This window comes from Streptomyces sp. NPDC093085, from assembly GCF_040683935.1.
In the GTDB taxonomy this organism is placed as follows: Bacteria; Actinomycetota; Actinomycetes; order Streptomycetales; family Streptomycetaceae; genus Streptomyces.
Window position 1 is genome coordinate 218,971 of the sequence record NZ_JBFBFB010000011.1, and the last position, 19,892, is coordinate 238,862.

At 71.4% G+C, this 19,892-nt stretch carries 14 protein-coding genes and 1 pseudogene; 13 read left to right on the top strand and 2 right to left on the bottom strand.

All coding sequences use genetic code 11. From position 1 onward, the window contains the following. The 9 genes from AB0O07_RS26895 (at window position 1) to galE (ending at window position 9,413) form a co-directional block, all read left to right on the top strand. On the top strand, window positions 1-1,251 hold the full coding sequence (locus AB0O07_RS26895; protein WP_365637760.1) for an amidohydrolase family protein: 1,251 nt from the start codon (window positions 1-3) through the stop codon (window positions 1,249-1,251). Continuing rightward, window positions 1,251-2,036: a class I SAM-dependent methyltransferase gene (locus AB0O07_RS26900; RefSeq protein ID WP_365637763.1), complete on the top strand. Its 786-nt coding sequence runs from the start codon at window positions 1,251-1,253 to the stop codon at window positions 2,034-2,036. Before AB0O07_RS26895 ends, AB0O07_RS26900 begins: the two co-directional genes overlap by 1 nt. Next, window positions 2,033-3,277: a cytochrome P450 gene (locus tag AB0O07_RS26905; protein ID WP_365637766.1), complete on the top strand. Its 1,245-nt coding sequence runs from the start codon at window positions 2,033-2,035 to the stop codon at window positions 3,275-3,277. The genes AB0O07_RS26900 and AB0O07_RS26905 overlap by 4 nt, the downstream gene beginning before the upstream one ends. Then, entirely contained in the window at window positions 3,271-3,516 is a 246-nt protein-coding gene (locus AB0O07_RS26910) for a ferredoxin (protein WP_365637769.1), read from the top strand. Before AB0O07_RS26905 ends, AB0O07_RS26910 begins: the two co-directional genes overlap by 7 nt. 11 nt (window positions 3,517-3,527) lie before the next feature. After that, complete coding sequence (locus AB0O07_RS26915; RefSeq protein WP_365637771.1) at window positions 3,528-4,697, top strand: pyridoxal phosphate-dependent aminotransferase; 1,170 nt, start codon at window positions 3,528-3,530, stop codon at window positions 4,695-4,697. 12 nt (window positions 4,698-4,709) lie between these two features. Beyond that, window positions 4,710-6,008 carry a PLP-dependent aspartate aminotransferase family protein gene (locus AB0O07_RS26920; protein WP_365637773.1) on the top strand — a complete coding sequence of 433 codons (1,299 nt, stop codon included), beginning with the start codon at window positions 4,710-4,712 and terminating at the stop codon, window positions 6,006-6,008. A gap of 9 nt (window positions 6,009-6,017) precedes the next feature. After that, window positions 6,018-7,028, top strand: a complete 1,011-nt coding sequence (locus AB0O07_RS26925; RefSeq protein ID WP_365637775.1) for a hypothetical protein — start codon at window positions 6,018-6,020, stop codon at window positions 7,026-7,028. An 88-nt stretch (window positions 7,029-7,116) separates the two neighbouring features. After that, window positions 7,117-8,259 carry a hypothetical protein gene (locus AB0O07_RS26930; protein ID WP_365637777.1) on the top strand — a complete coding sequence of 381 codons (1,143 nt, stop codon included), beginning with the start codon at window positions 7,117-7,119 and terminating at the stop codon, window positions 8,257-8,259. A 134-nt stretch (window positions 8,260-8,393) separates the two neighbouring features. Beyond that, complete coding sequence (gene galE / locus AB0O07_RS26935) at window positions 8,394-9,413, top strand: UDP-glucose 4-epimerase GalE (RefSeq protein WP_365637780.1); 1,020 nt, start codon at window positions 8,394-8,396, stop codon at window positions 9,411-9,413. 158 nt (window positions 9,414-9,571) lie between these two features. On the opposite strand, the pseudogene AB0O07_RS26940 reads toward galE, so the two are convergent. Next, window positions 9,572-10,430: pseudogene (locus AB0O07_RS26940) on the bottom strand (IS5 family transposase). A gap of 393 nt (window positions 10,431-10,823) precedes the next feature. Between AB0O07_RS26940 and AB0O07_RS26945 the strand changes: the two are divergent. Both AB0O07_RS26945 and AB0O07_RS26950 read left to right on the top strand, forming a co-directional pair. Next, window positions 10,824-11,660: a lipase family protein gene (locus tag AB0O07_RS26945; protein ID WP_365637783.1), complete on the top strand. Its 837-nt coding sequence runs from the start codon at window positions 10,824-10,826 to the stop codon at window positions 11,658-11,660. Between the two features lie 320 nt (window positions 11,661-11,980). Beyond that, entirely contained in the window at window positions 11,981-14,044 is a 2,064-nt protein-coding gene (locus AB0O07_RS26950; RefSeq protein ID WP_365637855.1) for a tetratricopeptide repeat protein, read from the top strand. Between the two features lie 43 nt (window positions 14,045-14,087). Here AB0O07_RS26950 and AB0O07_RS26955 read toward each other — a convergent pair whose 3' ends face one another. Next, on the bottom strand, window positions 14,088-15,929 hold the full coding sequence (locus AB0O07_RS26955) for a translation initiation factor 2 (RefSeq protein WP_365637785.1): 1,842 nt from the start codon (window positions 15,927-15,929) through the stop codon (window positions 14,088-14,090). Window positions 15,930-16,084: 155 nt separating this feature from the next. On the opposite strand from AB0O07_RS26955, the gene AB0O07_RS26960 reads away from it, so the two are divergent. Next, on the top strand, window positions 16,085-16,588 hold the full coding sequence (locus AB0O07_RS26960; protein ID WP_365637788.1) for a hypothetical protein: 504 nt from the start codon (window positions 16,085-16,087) through the stop codon (window positions 16,586-16,588). A gap of 160 nt (window positions 16,589-16,748) precedes the next feature. After that, complete coding sequence (locus AB0O07_RS26965; RefSeq protein ID WP_365637790.1) at window positions 16,749-19,691, top strand: hypothetical protein; 2,943 nt, start codon at window positions 16,749-16,751, stop codon at window positions 19,689-19,691. Window positions 19,692-19,892 lie beyond the last annotated feature (201 nt).

Below are 19,892 nucleotides of genomic sequence, written 5' to 3' on the forward strand. Positions count from 1 at the left end.
ATGGCAGGCAACGAGGCGGGCCGTGGCCCGCACGAGGCCGTCCTGCTGGCAGCGGACAGGGTGATCACCGGACACCGTCGGGAGGTACTGGACGACGCCGCCGTACTCGTGGCGGGGCAGAAGCTCGCCTGGGTCGGACACACGCGAGCCCTCCCTGAGGAGTATCGGGGGGTGCGGCACGTGCCGCTGCGCGGCTGCACCCTGCTGCCCGGCCTGATAGAGGGCCACGCCCATCTCTGCCTCGACGGCGGCAAGGCGCCGTTCGAACGGTTCGAGACCGCACGGCCCGAGGAGGTCGTCGACTGTGCCGCCGACGCGCTGCGCCGCATGGCACTCTCCGGCATCACCACGGTGCGGGACTTGGGCGCGCCGATCTTCCTGGCAGAGGCGCTCCGCAACGGCGCCGGCCTCGACAGGCGGCCCGGCCCGCGAGTGATCCATGCCGGTGTCCCGCTGACCTCCCCCGACGGCCACTGCGCGGTGATGGGCGGCGCGGCGAAGGACACGGCCGATGCCCTGGCGCTCATCGACGACAACCGGCGTCACGGAGCCGACTGGACGAAGCTCATGGTCACGGGCGGCTTCCTGTCGTCGGCGGCCTCCTCGCCCTACCACAGCCAGTTCACGCAACACCTGCTGGACACCGCCGTCCGTGCCTCACACGCCCGGGCCATGAAGGTGGCCGCCCACGCTCACGGCGTCGAGGGCATCCGGGCAGCCGTCGAGGCAGGGGTGGACACCGTGGAGCACTGTACCTGGATGGAGGAAGGCGGATTCCGGGTGGACGCCGCACTGGTCGCTGAGATGAGCGGACGCGACACAGCAGTGAGCGTGACCGTCAACTCCCGCGCCCGCGCCGCGTCAGGGAGGCTGCCCTGGCACGAACGCAGTTCGCAGCTCGCGCTGCTCCACACCTCGGGTGTGCCACTGATCGCGGGCACCGACTGCGGCATAGGCGGCACGCCGCACGACGACCTCCCCGCCTCGTTGGATGCCTACACCGATTTCGGCATGTCACCGATCGAGGTGATCGAGTGCGCCACCGGCACCAACGCCCGGTTGCTGGGACTGGCCCCGCAGACGGGCACGCTTACGCCGGGCAGCTGGGCCGACGTCCTCGCGGTTCACGGCGACCCATCGGAGACGCTCACCCGGCTGACCGACGTGGCCTGCGTGCTCGTGCGCGGCCGTCCAGTCGTGAAGCCATCCTCACCACCGTCGCCGTACGCGGCGCTTTCCCAGGAGAACTGATGTCAGTAGAGAACGAATACGCGTCACTGGACCCGCTCGAGACCCGGATCATGACGCACCGCACATTCAGCGAGCGCGCGGACGACGTCGAGGAAGCCGTCTACGGCCACATCCGGGAACAGCTCGGCACCACACTCCTCGACGTGGGCTGTGGCACCGGGTCCTTCCTACGCCGCCTGCGCTCGTGGGGGTACTCCGGTGAGCTCGCCGGGCTCGACAGCTCGCCGGCAGCCGTTGAACGGGTCCGTTCCGACGGGGCGGCCACCGGGGTGCTCGGCCAGGCTACGGCTCTGCCGTTCGAGGACGGGCGGTTCACCACGGTTACCGCACGCCACATGCTGTACCACGTCTCCGAGCCCGAGGCCGCGCTCAGGGAGTTCGCCAGGGTGGCAGGGCCGCACGGCCAGGTGGCCGTCAGCGTCAACCACGCCAGGACCGTCCCCGGAGTCACCGAACTGGTGGAACGCCATCTTGCCGTCCACGGTCTGCCCTCTGTCTCGCTGGCGGGCAGCACCGATTCCGAGCGCCTGCCGGCGATGATGGCCGACGTCTTTGCCCACGTGCGATCGTACTCACACGACAACGCCCTCGTCTTTCCCGAGGCCGACGCGCTCACCCGGTTCGCCGTCGCCGTCCTCGGCGTGTACGGCCTGAGCGCGGACAGCGCGGTGCGGCGCTCTGTGGCCGACGGGATCCGAGCTGAGGCGACTGCCTGGTTCGAGGCGAACCGCGGTCCGTGGCGCGACCCGAAGGGCTACACCATCTGCATCGGGAGGTTCTCATGACCGCGCAGAATCAGTCCCCGACGCGCGGCTGCCCGTTGACGGCGGGCCTCCGTGACGAGGCCATGGCCTACCCCTTTCCGGGTGTGCACACCCTTGAGCTGGAGCCGGAATACGGCCCGCTGCTGCAGGGAGACGGGCTGCACCGGGTCACCATGCCGTACGGCGGTCGGGCCTGGCTGGCCACCCGTTATGTCCATGTCCGCCAGGTACTGGCCGACCCCCGGTTCTCCCGCGCCCTCGCCAATCACGTCGAGGCGCCGCGGCTGTCCTCGGAAGTCCTGCCGCAGACCTCCATGATGGCGATGGACCCGCCCGAGCACACCCGCGTTCGCAGAGCGCTGGCCCAGGAGTTCACCAGCGACCGGATCGAGTTGTTGCGCGATCGCGCGGAGCGGCTGGTGGACAGTCTGCTCGACACGATGACGGAGGCTGGCAGACCGGCCGACCTCCTGGCACATCTGGCGATTCCCTTCCCCCTTCTCATGGTCTGCGAGCTGCTGGGTGTCCCCGAGACCGACCGGGACACCTTCTCCGAGCTGTCCGCCTTCCTCCGCTCCAGGGGCATGCCGGTGGAGCGGCGCCTAAGCGCACGGCGGGAGTTCGAGACGTACGTTGAGGGCCTGCTCGTCGGCACTCGCATCGAGCCGACCGGGCTCCTCGCCCGGCTCAAGACCGCGCACGAGCACGTTGACGAGGGGCTCAGCGTCCAGGAGCTCATCGACGTGGCCATCGCGCTGCTGGTCGGCGGCGTCGGCAGCCCCAGCACTCTGCTCGCCAGTGGTGTCTGCATGCTGTTGCGCCGACCCGACCTGGTGGAGGCGCTCCGTGCCGATCCGCGGCACGTCGAAGCCACGGTCGAGGAGTTGCTGCGGTTGGTTCCCGTCGGCGTGGGCGGCGGCTTCATGCGGGTGGCGAAAGAGGCCGTCCGGGTCGGCGCCACCCTAGTGCGGCGCGGCGAAGCTGTACTCCCGGCCATGACCGCGGCAAACCGGGACCCAGAGATCTTCCATGACGCCCACCGGCTGCGGCCGGAGCGGAAGTCGTCCCACCGGCACCTGGGGCTCGGGCACGGCGCGCACCACTGCATCGGCGCACACCTGGCAAGGGTCGAACTGCAGACCGCGATCGGGCGCCTCTTCCACAGGCTACAGGGGCTGCGGCTCGCTGTGCCCGAACCGGAGCTGCGCTGGCACGACGGGCTTGTCGTACGGGAGTTGAAGGAGCTGCCGGTCACATGGTGAACGTCGAGAAGGCCACACGGTGGCAGGTGGCGGTGGATTTAGACCGCTGTATCGGGTCGGGTACCTGTCTGGCCCTGGCTCCCCACCTCTTCCAGACTGGCGCGAGCGCCGTCACCGAAGTGTCCGCGGCGGAGGCGCCGGCCGAGAGTGCGGTGCTGGACAGCGCCGTCTGCTGCCCCTCACAGGCCATCACCATCACGGACGCGGCCACCGGAGCACCGCTGCATCCCGGACAGTGAGGAGCCCGACCATGAACCCCTACTCCTACAAGTGGCAGATGTACCCCGGGCTCATTCCGCTGTGCCACGGTGACATGGACTTCGACAGCGACCCGAAGGTGATCGAAGCCGTCCTGTCCAGGTTGTCCTGGCCGCTGACCTACCCCCCGCCCTATCGGGTCAGCGGTGTCGCCACCACGCTGTCCCACTACTACCGGGACGCTCACGGGCTGACTGTCCCCGAGGACGCCTTCTGGCTAGGCGCCGGCTGCCTCTCGCAGAGCTACCAGGTGTTCGCCTCCCTCCTCTCCCCAGGCGACGAAGTCCTCTACTGGAAGCCGGCGTTCAAACACGTGCCGGGCGCCGTCGAAGCCGCTGGAGGCATCCCGGTGCCGGTACCTGCTGTCGACCGGGAGCTGGTACGCGAGGACCTGGAGCGACTGAGGGGCCCGGCCACCCGGGCCGTGTATCTCGTCAACCCCCACAATCCGACGGGCAAGGTGTTCACCACGGCCGAACTGTGCACAGTGAGTGAGTTCGCGGCTGCACACAACCTCGTCGTGGTCAGCAACGAGTTGCACGCGCGGCTGGTCTGGGAAGGCGGACACACCCCGTTCGCCACGGTGGACGAGGCCGCGCCGCAGCTGAGCATCACGCTCTCCGGCGCGTCCAAGTCCCACAACCTGGCGGGCATCGGCGGAGCCTTCGCTTTCTCGCTCAACCGCATGTTGCTGGAGAGCGTCTGCAGACCGGCGATGCACCTGTGCCCGGAGGCGACCAGTGTCCAGCAGGCGGCGCTCGCGGCAGCTTACGGCGGCGACAGCCCGTGGCTGCGGGAGACGCGTGGCAGGCTGCGGTCGGCGCGCGACTATGTCTGCCGGGAACTACGCACCAAGCTGCCGGGAGTCGTCCTGTCGCCGCCCCAGGGCACCTACTTCCTCTGGGTCGATTTCCAGTCGTGTCTACGACCTGGCGAGAACGCGGCCGAGGTGCTGCGGCGGGACTGCGGCGTCACTTCGGGGGCCGGCCCCGACTTCGGCGGGACCGCGAGCCAGGCTCGACTCTCCTTCACCGCACAGGAGGACCTGCTGCGACAGGCGGTCCGGCAGATTACCGACGGACTCACCGACCGGCTGAGCGGTGGAGGCCCGGCTGTCGACCAACCGACCCTGGCCGCCGCGCAACCCACCCGAACGCACTGAATGAGGGTTCTCGTGAACACACCGGACCGTGCAGCCATCGGCTTTCAAAGTGGCCTCGAGGAAGAAGCCAACTGGGTGAACGACCTGCGCCGCCGCCGTAGGGAAGGGCCCCGCTCCGCGCACAACAACGTCGTCGACGCCTCGGCCGGGGCCTCCACTCGTGCCGTGCACTCGGGGGTCTACAAGGACCCCGTCACCGGAGCCGTCGGCACACCGATCTTCCAGACCAGCACCTTCCTGCTCGACGAGTTGAGCTATGCCGCGTTCGAGCGCGGTGCGACCCGGGACGTGCCGATCTACACCAGGTACGGAAACCCCTCCCAATGGGCGGTGCAGGAGAAGGTCGCGGCACTGGAAGGCGCCCAGAGCGCCGTGGTGACCTCCTCGGGGATGAGCGCTATCGCCGGCACGGTCTACGCCCTCACCAACAACGGCAGTCACATCATCACGGCGTACGACGTCTACGGCGGCACCTACAACCTCATGCGTGAGGACATGCCGTCGGCCGGCCGTGAGGTCTCCTTCGTCGACGCCACCGATCTGTCGGCGATCGCTGCTGCCATCCGCCCGGAGACACAACTGATGTTCTTCGAATCCCTTACCAACCCCCTCCTCAAGGCACCGCCGCTGGGGGAGATCGCGGCGCTCGCAGGAAAGCACAACATCCTGCTCGTGGTCGACAACACGCTGCTCTCCCCTGTAAACCTCCGGCCTCTTGACCTGGGTGCCGACGTGGTGCTGCACAGTGCCACGAAGTACCTCAACGGGCACAGCGATCTGACGGCCGGAGTCGTGGCCGGCAGCCGGAAGTACGCGGACCGGATATGGGGACAAATCCTCCGCTTCGGCGGAACGTTGGAGTCGCTTTCCTGCTTTCTTCTGGAGCGCGGTATGAAAACCCTCGTCCCCAGGATGCGCGCGCACAACGAGAACGCCACCGCGCTCGCCCAATTCCTCGCCGGCCACGAGAAAGTGCGAGCTGTCTACCATCCCTCCCTCGCCGATTATTCCTACCGCCAGCTGAAGGATGACGTTCTCGACGGGTACGGAGGAATGGTCGCCTTCGAGGTGGAAGGCGGAGACGAAGACGCCCTGAAGTTCCTGGACAGGGTCCGCGTCCCCTGCGCCGCCACCAGCCTGGGTGGCGTCGAATCGCTGGTCAGCATGCCCGCCAACACCTCGCACTGTTCGCTCACCACTGCACAGCGGGCGGCCATCGGCATCAACGGCGGGCTGATCCGCTACTCGGCGGGGATCGAGAACCCCGAAGACCTCATCGCGGACGCCGCGCGGGCACTCGATTCCCTCTAGGAGGACGACATGCGCAACAGTTTCAACATAGCCAGCTTCAGCGAACTCGTGCAGGAGACCAGAGAGGACCCGAAGAAGGCGCAGTTCTATTACGGGGCCCGCGCGCGCTACCTTCCGCACCGGGGAGCGAGAGTGTTCGCCATGCCGGCCCTGCTGGGCGGCGTCAAGTCTGCCCGCCGGTTCGAGTTCGACGTCGCCGAACCCGCGGCGCGCCTGACCTCCGACGAACCCACGCCCATGGAGATGGCGCTCACGGGTATCGCCTCCTGCTCGGTCAAGAGCACCATCGCCGGGGGAAGTTCGCGCAACGTGCTCTTCGAGGCGCTGGCGATGACCATCTCGGCCCAGCTGGTCCCAGGCGGCGACGAGCAGCTCGGCGCCGCGAAAGTGGCGGAGCTGAGCTGCGAAATCACCGCGCAGACCGACACGGCCGGGACGGTGCTGACCGAGATTGCCGCGCAGGTGGCGGAGCGCAGTCCCAACCACCGCACGGCGACGGACAAGACCGAGACGCGGTTCGTGCTCGGCGGTCGGCCGGTACCGCTGCCGGGCGACGACACCCCGGCTCCGGATCCGGGTGGGTCGCACACGGTCGCTCGACACGTGACGTGGCTGAGCGGTGCCCAGCTGGAGTCCCGGGACGCCTCCGGCAAGGGCGGGGTACTCCGTGTCGACCAGCCCAAGCAGCTCGCCGGTGTGGACTGGGGACCGAACCCGCAGGAGTACCTGGTGATGGCAGCCGCCGCCGACATCGCCCAGCTGGCCGGGCTCGCCCAGAAGCTGCGGACGGGCGAGTCCGGTGAGTGGGTGGTCGAAGCCACCGGGCGCCTCGACATCCGGGGGCTCATGAACGTGGATCCAACTGCCCCCATCGGACTGCAGACGGTCAACTTCGCACTGCGTGCCCCCGAGGACATGCAGTCGGCGGACGCGGCGGCGGACGTCTGTCGGGCCGCGGCGGCCTCAGCAGTGGTCGATCTCATCGCCCGTCCCCATCCGGCAGTCGTGCACGTGGGCTGAAGACCACACTGGAGAGGGAAAGGACTCACCGTTGAAGAACGCTCTGTGCCAGGTCGTGGGTTTCGGGCCCGCAGCGCTGGGGGTAGCCGTGGCCGCCGACCGCGGTGGCGTGCTGGACCGGCTCTTCGGTGAGGGGCTGGTCTTCCTCGACCGGCACACCGAAGGGCCGCCCGGCGGGCGGCGCCTGCCCTATCTGATCGAGTCCAACTCGGTCGCCTCGGACTTCCTCGGCGCTGTCGACCCGGCTGGTGCCTTCGCCGAGGCCCTTGCCCGTCCGGCCGCCCGGTTGCTGAGCGACCGGGCCGACCGACATGTTCTCCTCACGGTCGCGGGGGCCTTCCTGGACGATCTCGCCCAGGTGGTGGCGGCGACCGCGCCGGACGCCCCGGTCCGGGCCGACGTGGCAAGCCTGCGGCGCGGTGCCGACGGAACCTGGACGAGCGTCATAGCCGACGGCACACCTCTCGTCACCTCACGCTTCGCGGTGCTGGCTACCGGAGGCCAAGAGGACACGGCGCTGACCGCTCGGCGCCACGGCATCCCGCCGTCGCGCGTTCTGCCGTCGGGGGAACTGCTCGCGGGGAGACTGACGTACGTGGTCAGGCGGCTGCGAGCAGGTGACCAGGTCGCCATCCTCGGCGGCTCACACAGTGCGTTCGCCGCCGCGGCACTGCTGCTGGATCGCCTGGGGGACCAGGCGCCGAGACACGGCATCCACATCGTTCACCGCACCCTCGTGCTGGGCCACCCCCGTCCCTGGGGTATGGACCGACCAGCAGCGGCACCCGCGATGGCCTGGGAGGTCTGTCAGGAGACCGGGGTGGTCAACCGCTTCCAGGGGCTGCGCGGTGTCGCGCGGGAGTTGTGTCTGAAAGCCCTGTCCGGCAGCGAAGACAGGCTCGTGTTGCACGACGTCACGCACGCGCCGCCGGGCATCCTCTCCCGGGCCGATCTGGTCGTACACGCCACCGGCTATCGCACCAGACAGGTTCCCCTTTATGACGTGGACGGCCGTCCGGTGGCCCTCAGCCGCTCGGGCGGAGCGGTCGATGTCGACGACGAGTGCCGTGTCACGGGAGCGGACGGGGCTGTCGTCCCGGGGCTGTTCGGGCTGGGACTTGGTTATGCCCGACAGGATCCCTACGGGCGGCGCCGCGTGGGGGTCAACGTCTTTCACGGGACGGACGCCGATCATGTCGTACGCGCGGTGAGCTCGGTCTGCCCAGCGTGAGCCCACCGCGATCGTCGGTGACGCCGAAGCCGGAGTCCCAGCACGGCACCTGGTTGAAGGCTAAGCGTTAAATCCCATGATTTCAGGGCGACTTGACCGAGGTTCAGTGAAAGGTCGGTGCTAAAGTGCGGATCATGCGGATCTTGGTCACTGGCGGTAGTGGATATATCGGTTCTCACACCACGGTGCAGCTCACGGCTGCTGGTCATGAGGTCGTGATCGCGGACGATTTCAGCCGCAGCAAGCGCGCTGTTCTGGGCAGGCTGGAAGAACTCTGCGGCGCGCCGGTCGCATGCCGTGTCGTCGACCTGACGGACAGGGAGGCGACCAGGGAGCTTTTCGAGCAGGAGTCCTTCGAGGCGGTCATGCACTTCGCCGGGCTGAAGGCCGTCGGAGAGTCCGTCGCCCTGCCCCTGGAGTACTACACGAACAACCTCGGGCTCACGCTGTCCGTGCTGGACGCGATGCGCGCCACGGGTGTGAAGAAGTTCGTGTTCTCCTCCTCGGCCACCGTCTACGGAGAGCACGCCTCCGTGCCCATGCGCGAGGACATGCCTACCTCGGCGACCAATCCGTACGGCTGGACCAAGGTGATGCAGGAGCAGATGCTGCGTGACCTCGCCACCGCGGCTCCCGACATGCGTGTTGCCCTGCTGCGCTACTTCAATCCGGTCGGCGCTCATCCCTCCGGCCTCATCGGTGAGGACCCGCACGGTGTTCCCAACAACCTGATGCCGCTGCTCGCTCAGATCGCGGTGGGCCAGCGCGACCACCTCAACCTTTTCGGCAGGGACTACCCCACTCCCGACGGCACAGCACGCCGCGACTACCTTCACGTCGAAGACCTCGCTGCAGGCCACGTGGCGGCCCTCGACGCCCTGAGTAGTAGAGGAGAAGCCATCTCCACCTGGAATCTCGGCACCGGCACGCCTACCTCGGTGCTGGAGCTGGTGGCGGCGTTCGCCGAGGCCAGTGACCGCGTGATTCCGACTGTGGACTCCGCCCGTCGCCCGGGCGACATCGCCGAATCCTACGCCGATCCGACTAAGGCTCAGACGGAGCTCGGCTGGAAGGCCACTCGAACCATCCAGGACATGTGCGCCGACACCTGGCGCTGGCAGTCGAGTAATCCCACAGGGTATCCCGATGCGTGATGCCAGCTGGAGCATGCGGCAGTCTGACCAGGGCTGCGATACAGGAGTCACTCGCACCGACACTTCGGGTTAACCCACTGTCCAGGCGCCAACGGAACCGTCCGATGTGCGTGAGCGATGCGTGAGCGGACGGAGCCACCTAGGGCGTTTCGTTTGGATCATCGGGCGGACCAGATGAAGATTCCTGCGAGGTGGAGTCCGGCGAGGTAGATGGTCGCGGTCTTGTCGTAGCGGGTGGCGAGGCCGCGCCATTGCTTCAGCTTGTTGATGCACCGTTCGACGGTGTTGCGCTGCTTGTAGGCCTCGCGGTCGAAGGTGGGAGGTCTGCCGCCGTGGCTGCCTCGGCGGAGCCGGTGGCCGCGTTGATCGGCCGGACGGGGATGACTGCGCGGATTCTGCGCCTGCGCAGGTGCTCGCGGATCGCGCGGGAGGAGTAGGCCTTGTCGGCCAGGACCACATCAGGCCGGGTGCGGGGCCGCCCCCGCGGGCGGGGAACACGCAGACGCGCCATCACCTCGGGAAACGCAGGTGCGTCGCCGGCCTGCCCCGGGGGCAGGACGAAGACCAGCGGCCTGCACCGGTCGTCGGAGGCGAGGTGGACCTTGGTGGTCAGGCCTCCGCGGGACCGGCCGATGGCATGGTCGTGCGGCTCGCCGGCCGGGGCCCTTTTTTACAGGCCCCGGCCGCGTGCTGATGCGCGCGCACGATCGTGGAATCCACCGAGACCGCCCAGGTCAGGTCCTCATCGGCGTCGGCCCGGGCCATCAGCGCGGTGAAGACCCGCTCCCAGGTGCCGTCGACGGCCCACATCCGAAGCCGGTTGTAGACACCGCGCCAGTTGCCGTACTTCTCCGGCAGGTGCACCCACTGCGATCCGGTCTGGAACTTCCAGGCGATCGCGTCGATCACCTCACGGTGATCCCTCCACCGACCGCCACGCCTGGGCGTCCTGTCCGGAAACAACGGCTCGATCCGCGCCCACTGCGCGTCAGTCAACGGCACACCCAGACCAACGATCAAATGATCCAAACGAAACGGCCTAGGTCATCACGGAGAAAACCGCACAGCGAGCCGCACCTGCCCTGACCAGGTGGTTCTGGACACCGAAGGAGCGTCCGGAACCACTCAGTAAGATGCTGTCAGCCCTCGTAATGCGTAGGTCTCGGGTTCGAATCCCGAAGGCGGCTCATTCGAGGCCCAGGTCAGATGTCTATCTGGCCTGGGCCTTTGTTCTTTTCCAGAAGCGGTGCGCGGGGGTTGGGCACTCCGCGCTGTTCACGTGTCCGGTGTGCGGGCGGTCGACGTGGTGCCGTCGCTCGTATGGGCGGTGGCTCGGCGGTGTCGCGTTCTCCTGGCACGGGTGCGGGCTACGTTGCTGGGCGACCCGCTCCGGCTTCCGTGAGGACAGCGATGACCATCCCCGCTCTGGACCATTCAGCGACCAGTTATTCCCTCGCGCACGCCTACTGGATGGCCCAGGCGGCGGGGCTGGCCGGTGAGGAGCCGGACGGTATCGAGGAGCGGGCCCGTGCGTGGGGCTTCGACACCGTTCGGTGCTTCGAGTCGCCGCATGCGATGCCGTTTCCGATCGAGGACACCCAGGCGTACCTCATGGCCAGTGACCGCATGATCGTCGTCGGGTTCCGGGGCACCGAGGTCCTGAAGATCTACGACTGGCTGACCGACGTCAACACCCCGCCCGTTCCCGGGCCGGCCGGCAAAGGCTTCGTCCACTACGGCTTCAGCCAGGCCCTGCGGTCCGTCTACGCCCAGATTCGCGACGCCGTCGAGGAACTGCGCACCAAGGGACAGAGCCTCTGGTTCACCGGCCACAGCCTCGGCGGAGCCCTCGCCATGCTGGCCGGCGCGCACTACCGCTTCGAGGAACCGCGCCGGCTGCCCGACGGGGTCTACACCTACGGCCAGCCCCGCACCTGTGAGCGCCTGCTCGCCGGCGTGTACGACAGCGCGTTCAGGAACCGCTGCCACCGCTTCGTCAACAACAACGACATCGTCCCCCAGCTCCCGCCGGAGCCGGTCTTCACCCATGTCGACGCCCCGCATTACTTCGACGCCGACGGCAGGCTCCACGACGCCATGCCGCTCCTCACCGGGCTGAAGGACCGGGCCAAGGGCTTCAGCCAGGACATGTTCGCCCCCGGGACCGTCGCCATCAAGGACCACCATCTGCGCAACTACCTGACCGCGTTCGAGAAGAACCTCGCCGCCCCCGGAGCGCGGGTCTGACCGCGGGAGCGCCGCTCGGCACGTGAGGGTTCGGCCGGTGATACGGAGGGCGGTGGGGCGAACACCGTTGGGGCGGTGATGCGTTGATGGTGCGGGGGCTGCGCGCCGCTGTCTTCCGGGGTGGGGCTTCCGAAGGCCGGCAGCCCCACCCGGCCGGGCTGCCGAAGGCCGGCAGCCCCACCCGGCCGTTGAGGGGAGCGCCGTGGCGTCCGAGCGCGTTTCGTGTTTCTGTGCGGGGGAGCTTCGCTCCTGCCCGGCGGTGGAGGCGGAAAGTCTCTAGAGTGCTTGATCGTCGGGTGGTGTGGGCAGGCGGGGCCGGGATGGTTGGGGGCTGGGTGAGGGTTGAACTTCCGCCGGGGCCGGTGTACTTCGTCAATCGTGATGCCGAGCGGGAGCGGGCGTTGCGGGCCGTGGGGGAGTGGCGGGGGCGGGGGCGGCCGTTGGTCGTGGCGTTGAGTGGGCCCGGGGGGCTGGGGAAGACGGAGCTGGCGGGGAATATCGGGCGGGCCCTGCTGGAGCGGGGGGACTTCGGGGACGGGGTGCTCTCTGTCGATCTCGATGACTTCCGGGCCGATGGAGTGCTCGATCCGGGGGATGTGCTGTCGCAGCTCCTGGGGTCCCTCGGGGTGGAGCCGGAGCAGGTGCGGGTTCCGTATGCGGCGCGGTGCGGGCAGTACTGGAACCGGACCGCCGGGTCACGTCTGATTCTGCTGCTGGACAACGCGCGGTACGGGTCCGAGGTGGTGCCGCTGCTTCCGGCCTCGGGGGAGAGCGTGGTGATCGTGACCAGCCGGGGGCCGCTGCGCGATCTTGAGGCCGGGGGCGCGGTGGAGTTGGTGCTTCCGCCTCTGGGGGAGGGGGCGGCGCTGGAGTTGTTCGCCTTTATTGTTGGTGATCATCGGCTGGCCGCCGATCCTGAGGCGGCGCGGGCCGTGGTGCGGTTGTGCGACGGGCTGCCCGCCGCGCTCCATGTCGCGGGGCGGCGGGTCCGCCGGCATCGGCTCCGGCCGCTCTCCCGTATCCTTGCCGATCTTCAGGACGAGTTGCGAGAGAAGGGCGTATCCGGGGTGGAGCACATCTGGGACCTGACCTACGCCGAGCTGTCCCGCCCTGCGGCGTCGCTCTACCGGCTGCTGGCGCACCATCCCGGCGAGACGTTCACACTGCACTCCGCCACCGCCCTCTCCGGGCTCTCCCCCGAGGGCTGCCAGGACGCCCTGGAAGAGCTGGACCGGGCCGGGCTGCTGGATCTGCGGCCGCTCTCCCTGACGATGGCCGGCCAGATGCGGCTGCCCGGGCCCCAGCGCGCCGACGCCCTGCGCAGGGCCGGCCGGGAGACCCCGGAGGAGGAGGTCGCCGAGGCGCTGGAGCGGGTGGTGCGGTGGTTCGTACGGCAGGCTCAGCTCGCCGACCGGTTCGTCGCGGGGCGACGGCTGACCGTCGTGGAGCTTTTCGGGGCTCTTGAGGGGGTGCCGGACGTTCCGCTGGAGGATCCGGAGGATGCCGCGATCGCCGCCATCCGGGTCGACCGGGCCGACCGCGCCGCCCGCTGGCTGGACGAGGAGCGGCATGTGCTCTTCGCCTGCTCGCGGCTGGCCCACGCCCGTGGCATGGACACCGAGGCCGTGGCCCTCTCCGAGCCGGTATGGACCCACGCCCTGGACCACCCGCACCAGTCCGAGGCCGTCGAGGTCTTCCGGCGCGCCGTCGACTCGGCGGTCCGGGACGGTACGGATCCGGGCCGTCTCGTCCGTACGCGCTGCCAGCTCGCCAGGGCGCTCTGGGAGTCGGAGGAGCTGGACGCCGCGCAGGAGCAGGTCGACGGGGCCGTCTCGGCGGTGGGGCTGCTGGGCGACTCCCCGCGGGACCGCAAGCTTGCCGCGTCCGCCGCCGAGCACCGGGGCATGCTCCGGGGGGTACGGGGGGAATGGGCCGCCGCGCTCGCCGACTTCGGGGACGCGCGGGACATCCACCGGGGCATCGGCAATGAGTACGGGGTGGTGCTCCAGACCTATCGGCTGGGGGAGGCCACCGCCCGGGTCGGGGAGCTGGAGGCGGCACGCTCGCTGCTGGCCGAGGCGCACGCCGGGTTCGTGGCGCAGCGGCGCGAGCGGCTGACCGGGCGCTCCGCCTTTGCCCTCGCCGGAGTCCTGCACCGCCTCGGGCGCTCGGACGAGGCGCGCGAACTGTACGAGCAGGCGCTCGGGCGGGCCGCCCGGCGCCGCGCGGGCTTCGATCTGGCCCGCGTCCACGACGCGCTCGCCGAGCTGGACACCGCCGAAGGACGCCTGGCGGAGGCCGAGGCGCATCGGGGCGCCGCTCTCGAACTCCGGCGGCGCAATGGGCTGGTGGAGGAGAGCGGCAGCGGTAGCGGGGTGCGGTAGCGGGGGGTGCGGTAGCGGGTGCGACAGCGGTGGGCGCGGGGCCCTAGACGGGGTGGGTGGATTCCGGCCCGGTGGGTGGGCGCAGCGTCACCTGGAAGGGGTGGTCTCCCACCCAGCAGGTCAGGGTGGCCGGGCCCGGCGGCGGGGGCCTGGTGAGCAGGGTGGCGTGGGCGGCGGAGAGGGCCACGGCCGGGTCGACGCGGAGGACGCGGTCGCCCTCGGCGCGGGGTTCGGTCTCGACCGCGTACGTACGTTCCTGGTCCGTACGCCCCTGACCGCGCACCCTGAGCAGGCAGCCGCCGGACGGCAGCAGGGCCGCCGCCGCGCGGCACCCCGGGTAGGCGGCGAGGGTGTGCCGGGTCCATCCCTCGGCGGTCCAGGTCAGCTCCACGGGGGCGGCCGACGCGGGGAGCGGGCGGCGGTAGAGCAGGCCCGCGGAGCGCGCCAGGTGTTCATGGGCGGCGCCGTGCTCGGCGGCCAGGTGGTGGCCGGGGGGTCCGGTGCCCGCCGGGTGGCGGGTGATCCGGATCCCGGCCTCGGTGGTCTCCACATGGACGTCGAACGCCGCGGGCACGCGGGGCGCGGGCGCGGGCGTGCGGAGCAGCCGGGGGCGTACGGCGTGCGCGGGGCGTGCGAGGCCGAGGAGGGCGTAGACCTCGGTACGCATACGGTCCACGGCGTCACCGGGGGGCGCGAAGGCGGCCTCGGCGGCGGCCCGGGCGGGGCCGGGACGGTACGCCCGGAGCGCCGTGACGAGGCTCTCGGGGTGGTCGAGCAGACTCTCGGGGTGGCCGAGAAGAGGGGTCCGGTCGAGCAGCGCGCCCATCGGGGTGCCGGGGATCAGCTCGCCGCCGCCCGGGTGGACACCGACCACGGGGCGGTCCTGCGCGGCGCAGAAGTACAGGGCGGCGGAGCCATGGTCGGTGACCACGGCGTCGGCCGCGATCAGGACCGAGGCCCACTCCTCGTGGGGGTCCGGCAGGACCATCCCGGCGTCGAGGGCGGGCGCCAGACGCTCCGTCAGCTCGTATGTGCCGAGCAGGCTCCGCTCGTTCGGGTGCACCACCAGCGCCAACTGGTATTCGTCGTGGGGCAGATGGGAGGCGAGCCGCGCGGGGAGGGCGGGGTTCCGCCGGATCAGGGACTCCGGGCCCCAGGTGGAGACCAGGGCGAGGAGGGTACGGGCGCCGGTGCCCAGCGCCGTACGGTAGCGCTCGCGCAGGGACCAGGAGGCGAGGACGCGCTCCAGGGTGAGATCGCCGATCACCTTCGCGTGCCGGGCGGCCTCCGGCGCGGTGGCGGCCACCCGGGCGACCTGGTCGGGGTGGGCCAGGGCGTGCAGCGCGATGGGCGCGTCGTGCTCGGCGCGGTGCAGATACGCCGGGTCGAGGCCGGAGGCCGAGTCGGCCGAACCCTCCCCGGGGATCGACTTGTTGAACCCCGCCCCGTGCGGCAGGAGGACATGCGGGCCGCGCAGCAGCCTCAGGTCGCCCTTCGGGCTCGCGGCGACGATCAGATCGTACGAACGGCCGCATGCCGTGGTCCACGGCACCGTACGGCCGCCGAGGGCGTCGATCGCGGCGAGCGTGTCGGCGCCGAAGTCGGAGCCGGGGACGAGGGTGAAGAGGCGGGTGATCCGGTCGTCGCCGGAGAGCACGGGGAGGACGTCGAGCAGGCGGTAGAGGGCGACCGCGGAGCGGGCGGCGAAGAGGACGGTGCGGGTGGGGACATCCCTGTTCCGGGGGCGGGGGGCCGCGCTGCCGTTCTCGGCGCGGAAGGCCCTGGTGCCGTTCTCGCCGCCGTCCTCGGCCCGCTGCCCGCTCTCGGCGCCCGGAGGTGGCGGATCCCGCTGGAAACGGGCGGCGGTCGCGTCGTCGGACGACATGGTCAGCATCTTATCCCGGAGGCCTTCCCTCTCCGAGCGTGGTCAGTGGTACACATTCGGTAAGAGGGGGCGCGGGGTGCGAGGGAGTGGTGGGGTGTGAGGGGGCGGTGGGGTGCGAAGGGGCGGTGCGGTGCGAGGGGGCGTGGGGGTGGGGCATGGCTGAGTGGGGTGTCGCGTTGATCGCCGCCGGGGCCGCGATCGTGAGCGGCGTCGTCACCGGCTGGTACGGGCGGAGCGCCGGCCTCCGGCAGGCCGAGGCCGCGCGTCAGGCGGCCGTCCTCCAGGCGGAGGCGGCCCGTCAGGCGAGTGACCGGCAGGCCGAGGCGCTGCTCGCCTCCGTACGGATGACGCTGCGCGCCGAGGCGGACCATCGGGCGCTCGCCCTGCGGCGCCGGACCTACGCGGATTTCCTCGCCGCCGCCGAGGACAGGATCCTCGCCGAGCGTGGCGGGCGGGGGCCGGCGGAGGGAGACGCGCCGCTTCAGCGCGCCCTGGGCGCGGTGCTGCTGGAGGGGCCTTCGGAGGCCGTCGAGGCGGCCCGGCACCTTGTCGACTGCCTGCGCCGCCACGAGAAGCCCGACGAAGTGCGCCGGGCGAAGCTGGCTTTCGTGGCGGTGGCGCGGGGGTGCTCCCGGGGGGACGGGGAGCGGGAGCCGTAGGGCCGGAGCCGGAGTCGTGGACCGCCGGCCGTGGCGGTTCCGGGGCCGGGCGGCGGGGACGGGTGCCGCGCGTCGTGGTGGGCAAGCGGGCGGGTTCTCTCTACGGTGGGGGCTCGGTGGCTGTACGGGCCGGGGGCCCACGGGGATCGAAGGGGGCTGGGTGGAAGCCGAGTTGGCGGCGCTTGCCGTGTCGGGGGCCACGACGTTCGTCGGGCTGATCGCGTCGGAGGCCTTTGAACGGGTGAAGGGCGGGCTGGCCCGGTTCCTGCGGCGCGGGGGCGGAGCGGGTGAGGGTGCCGACGGGCGCGCCGGTGTGGGTGCCGGTGTGGGTGCCGGTGAGGACGTCGGTGAGGACGTCGACGCGGAACTGGAGGCGGACCGCGCGGAGTTGGCGCGAGCCCGGGCGGCCGGTGACGGGCGGGCCGAGGCGGTGGTCCGGGACCGGTGGCGGCAGCGGCTGGAGGCGGTGTTCCGGGCGGACCCCGGGGCCGCCGAGGAACTGGCGCGGCTGCTCTCCGAGGTGGCGCCGGAGGCCTCGCGGGGCTTTGTCACCCTGGTCACCGGCGGGGTGAACCACGGGCCCGCGTTCCAGGGGGCGCGTATCGAGGGCGGGGTCACCTTTCACGTACACCGGAACACGCCGCCCCCGGTACCGATGGGCGGTGCGTGGGACGCGGCGAGGGGTGGTGCGCCGGGCGGGGCCATGGGTGGTGCGCCGGACGCGGTGGTACGGCCTGACCAGGTGCCGGTGGTGACCGTACCGTTCAGCAACAGGACCGCCGAGCTCGCCGCCCTGGACGCGGCGCTCGGGGGCGCGCGGGACGCGGGCGGGGGTACGGGCGCGGTGCCCGGGGCCGTCGCCCTCGGGGTGCTCGCGGGGCTGCCCGGTGTCGGCAAGTCGGCCATGGCGTGGCGGTGGGCCGCCCGGAGCAAGGAACTCTTCCCCGGCGGGCAGTTGTACGTGGACTTCGCGACCCTGCGGGACCACGGCACCCTCGGCTTCCCCGGCGGCCCCGGCGCACCCGGCCTTCCCGGTGCCGATGTATCCGAGGCTCTGGCGATGTGCCTGCGGGCGCTGCCGGGCGGGCGCCGGGAGATCCCGGCCTCCCTCGCGGAGCGGACCAACCTCTTCCGGACGCGCTCGGCCGAGCTGCGCCTCCTGCTCGTCCTGGACAACGTGAACCAGCCCGCCGAGGTCCGCGCCCTCATCCCCAAGGGCCCCGGCAGCGCCGTCCTCGTCACCAGCCGGCGCGGGCTCGGCGAACTGGCCGTCAACGACGGCGCCCGGCTGATCCCGGTCAGGCCGCTGGACGCGCACGGCGGGCTCGAACTCCTGCGGGACCGGGTCGGCGTACCGGCCGTCGAGGCCGAACGGCGGGCCGCCGAGCGGCTGGTGGAGGTGTGCGGCGGGCTGCCGGTGGCGCTCCAGGTCGCCGTGGCGCGGCTGCTCACCGACCCGGAGCTGACCATGACGGCGCTGGCCGCCGAACTCGACGACGAGGCCGGCCGGCTGGCCGGGCTCACCCTGCCCGGAGAGGAATCACCGGTGTCCGCTGTCCTCGGCCCCTCCTACCGGCTGCTGTCCCCGGCCGCCGCCCGCCTCTACCGGCTCCTCGGCCGGCTGCCCACCGGGGTCTTCGACACCGGGGTGGCGGCGCGGGCCGCCGATGTCCCGCCGGACGCCGCGCGACGGCTGCTCGGCGAGCTGCTGACCGCGAGCCTCGTCGAACGGGCCGGTGACGGCGGCGACGGCCCCGGAAGGGGCCGCTCCCCGGGCCGTCACGCCGGCCGCCCTCAAGGACGTCCCCAGGACCGCCCCGAGGGCCGCAGCCGGGGCGCCTTCGGCGGCCCCTTCGGCGACCGGTTCCGTATGCACGACCTCGTCCGGCTGGACGCCCGCGAGCGGGCCGACGCGGAGGCGGGGGCGGCGGCAGGGGCGGGCGCGGGGGCCGGTGCGGGAGCGGCGGCGGCCGAGCACGCCGCGCTCATCGAGCGGGTCACCAGGCACTATCTCGTCCTCACCGCCCGCGCGGACCGCGCGATCCGGGCGGACCGGCTCCGCGTCGCCGACCTCCGCGACCTGCTGCGGGATGCCGAGGACGGCGCCGACTCCTCTGCCGCGGCCCCCTCTGCCACAGACCCCTCTGCCACAGACCCCTCTGCCACAGACCCCTTCGCCGCCGATCCCTTCGCGGCCGCCGACGGGCCCGACCCGCTGGAGTGGCTCGACGCCGAGCGGCCCGCCATCCTGGCGGTGCTGCGCGAGGCCGCGGCGCACGGGCTGCACACCCTGGTCTGGCCGCTGGCCGAGGCGTTCACGGTCCTGTTCCTCTACCGCCGGTACCTCGGCGCCTGGCAGGAGTCCCTGGAGCTGGGCGCGGCCTCGGCCTCGGCGGCGGCCGCCTCGGCCCGTACAGCGGAGGAGGTCGCCCTGGTCACGGCGGGCGAGGCGCGGCTGCGCAGCCTGCTCTCCCGCCCCCTTCTCGACCAGGAGGAGCCCGGGCGCGCCGGGGCCGAGCTGGAGCGGGCCGCCGCGCTCGCCGAGGCGTCGGGCGATCTCTTCGTCCGGGCGTCGGTGCTGGAGTTCCTCGGCCGCTACCAGGAGCTCCACGGCGATCCCGGCCAGGCGGTGGCGACGCTCCGGCGCTGCCTCGACCTCAACGAGCGCGCCGGGGAGAGCCGGGGCGCCGCGCTGGCCGCCTTCTTCCTCGGGTGCGCGCTGGACGCCCGGGGCGACCGGGACCGTACGGAGGCGATGGCCCTGCTCCTGCGGGCCCGGCGCGCGCTGGAGAACCGTACGGAGCCCGACCGGCGGATGGCGGCCCGGGTGACCGCCGCGATCGGCACCGTCCACGGCCACCTCGGCGAGACGGAGGAGGCCATCCGCGAACTGCGCACGGCCGCCGCGGTCCTGGGCGAGGACGAGGGCGCGGCGCACTACGCGGCCCAGGCCCGGGAGCGGCTCGCCGATGTCGCGGAGGGCGCGGGCGGCCGGGACGCGCTCGTACGGGAGTCCCTGGAGCGCGCCCTCGCGCTCTACGAGGCGGGCGGCAACGCGCGCGCGGAGACGGTGCGGTCGCGGCTGGCGGGGCTGGGGCGGTGACCGTTCCTCATGCGGTGGTGACTGTTTCCCGTGCGATCATGACCGTTCCCCGTGCGGCGGTGACCGTTCCGTAAGCGGTTGCGTATGCCGCTGGTCGTCCTGGGACATCAGCCGCCGTAGCGGGGGGCCGGCCGGTGAGGCGCCGGACGGTCCGCTGAGGTCCGTCCGGATACTCCCCGGGGGCTCCCGAGGGCTCCCCGA

Coding starts and splice junctions, on each gene's coding strand:
- AB0O07_RS26895 (WP_365637760.1), top strand. CDS start 1: ATGGCAGGCAACGAGGCGGGCCGTGGCCCGCACGAGGCCGTCCTGCTG.
- AB0O07_RS26900 (WP_365637763.1), top strand. CDS start 1,251: ATGTCAGTAGAGAACGAATACGCGTCACTGGACCCGCTCGAGACCCGG.
- AB0O07_RS26905 (WP_365637766.1), top strand. CDS start 2,033: ATGACCGCGCAGAATCAGTCCCCGACGCGCGGCTGCCCGTTGACGGCG.
- AB0O07_RS26910 (WP_365637769.1), top strand. CDS start 3,271: ATGGTGAACGTCGAGAAGGCCACACGGTGGCAGGTGGCGGTGGATTTA.
- AB0O07_RS26915 (WP_365637771.1), top strand. CDS start 3,528: ATGAACCCCTACTCCTACAAGTGGCAGATGTACCCCGGGCTCATTCCG.
- AB0O07_RS26925 (WP_365637775.1), top strand. CDS start 6,018: ATGCGCAACAGTTTCAACATAGCCAGCTTCAGCGAACTCGTGCAGGAG.
- galE (WP_365637780.1), top strand. CDS start 8,394: ATGCGGATCTTGGTCACTGGCGGTAGTGGATATATCGGTTCTCACACC.
- AB0O07_RS26945 (WP_365637783.1), top strand. CDS start 10,824: ATGACCATCCCCGCTCTGGACCATTCAGCGACCAGTTATTCCCTCGCG.
- AB0O07_RS26950 (WP_365637855.1), top strand. CDS start 11,981: ATGGTTGGGGGCTGGGTGAGGGTTGAACTTCCGCCGGGGCCGGTGTAC.
- AB0O07_RS26955 (WP_365637785.1), bottom strand. CDS start 15,929: ATGTCGTCCGACGACGCGACCGCCGCCCGTTTCCAGCGGGATCCGCCA.
- AB0O07_RS26960 (WP_365637788.1), top strand. CDS start 16,085: ATGGCTGAGTGGGGTGTCGCGTTGATCGCCGCCGGGGCCGCGATCGTG.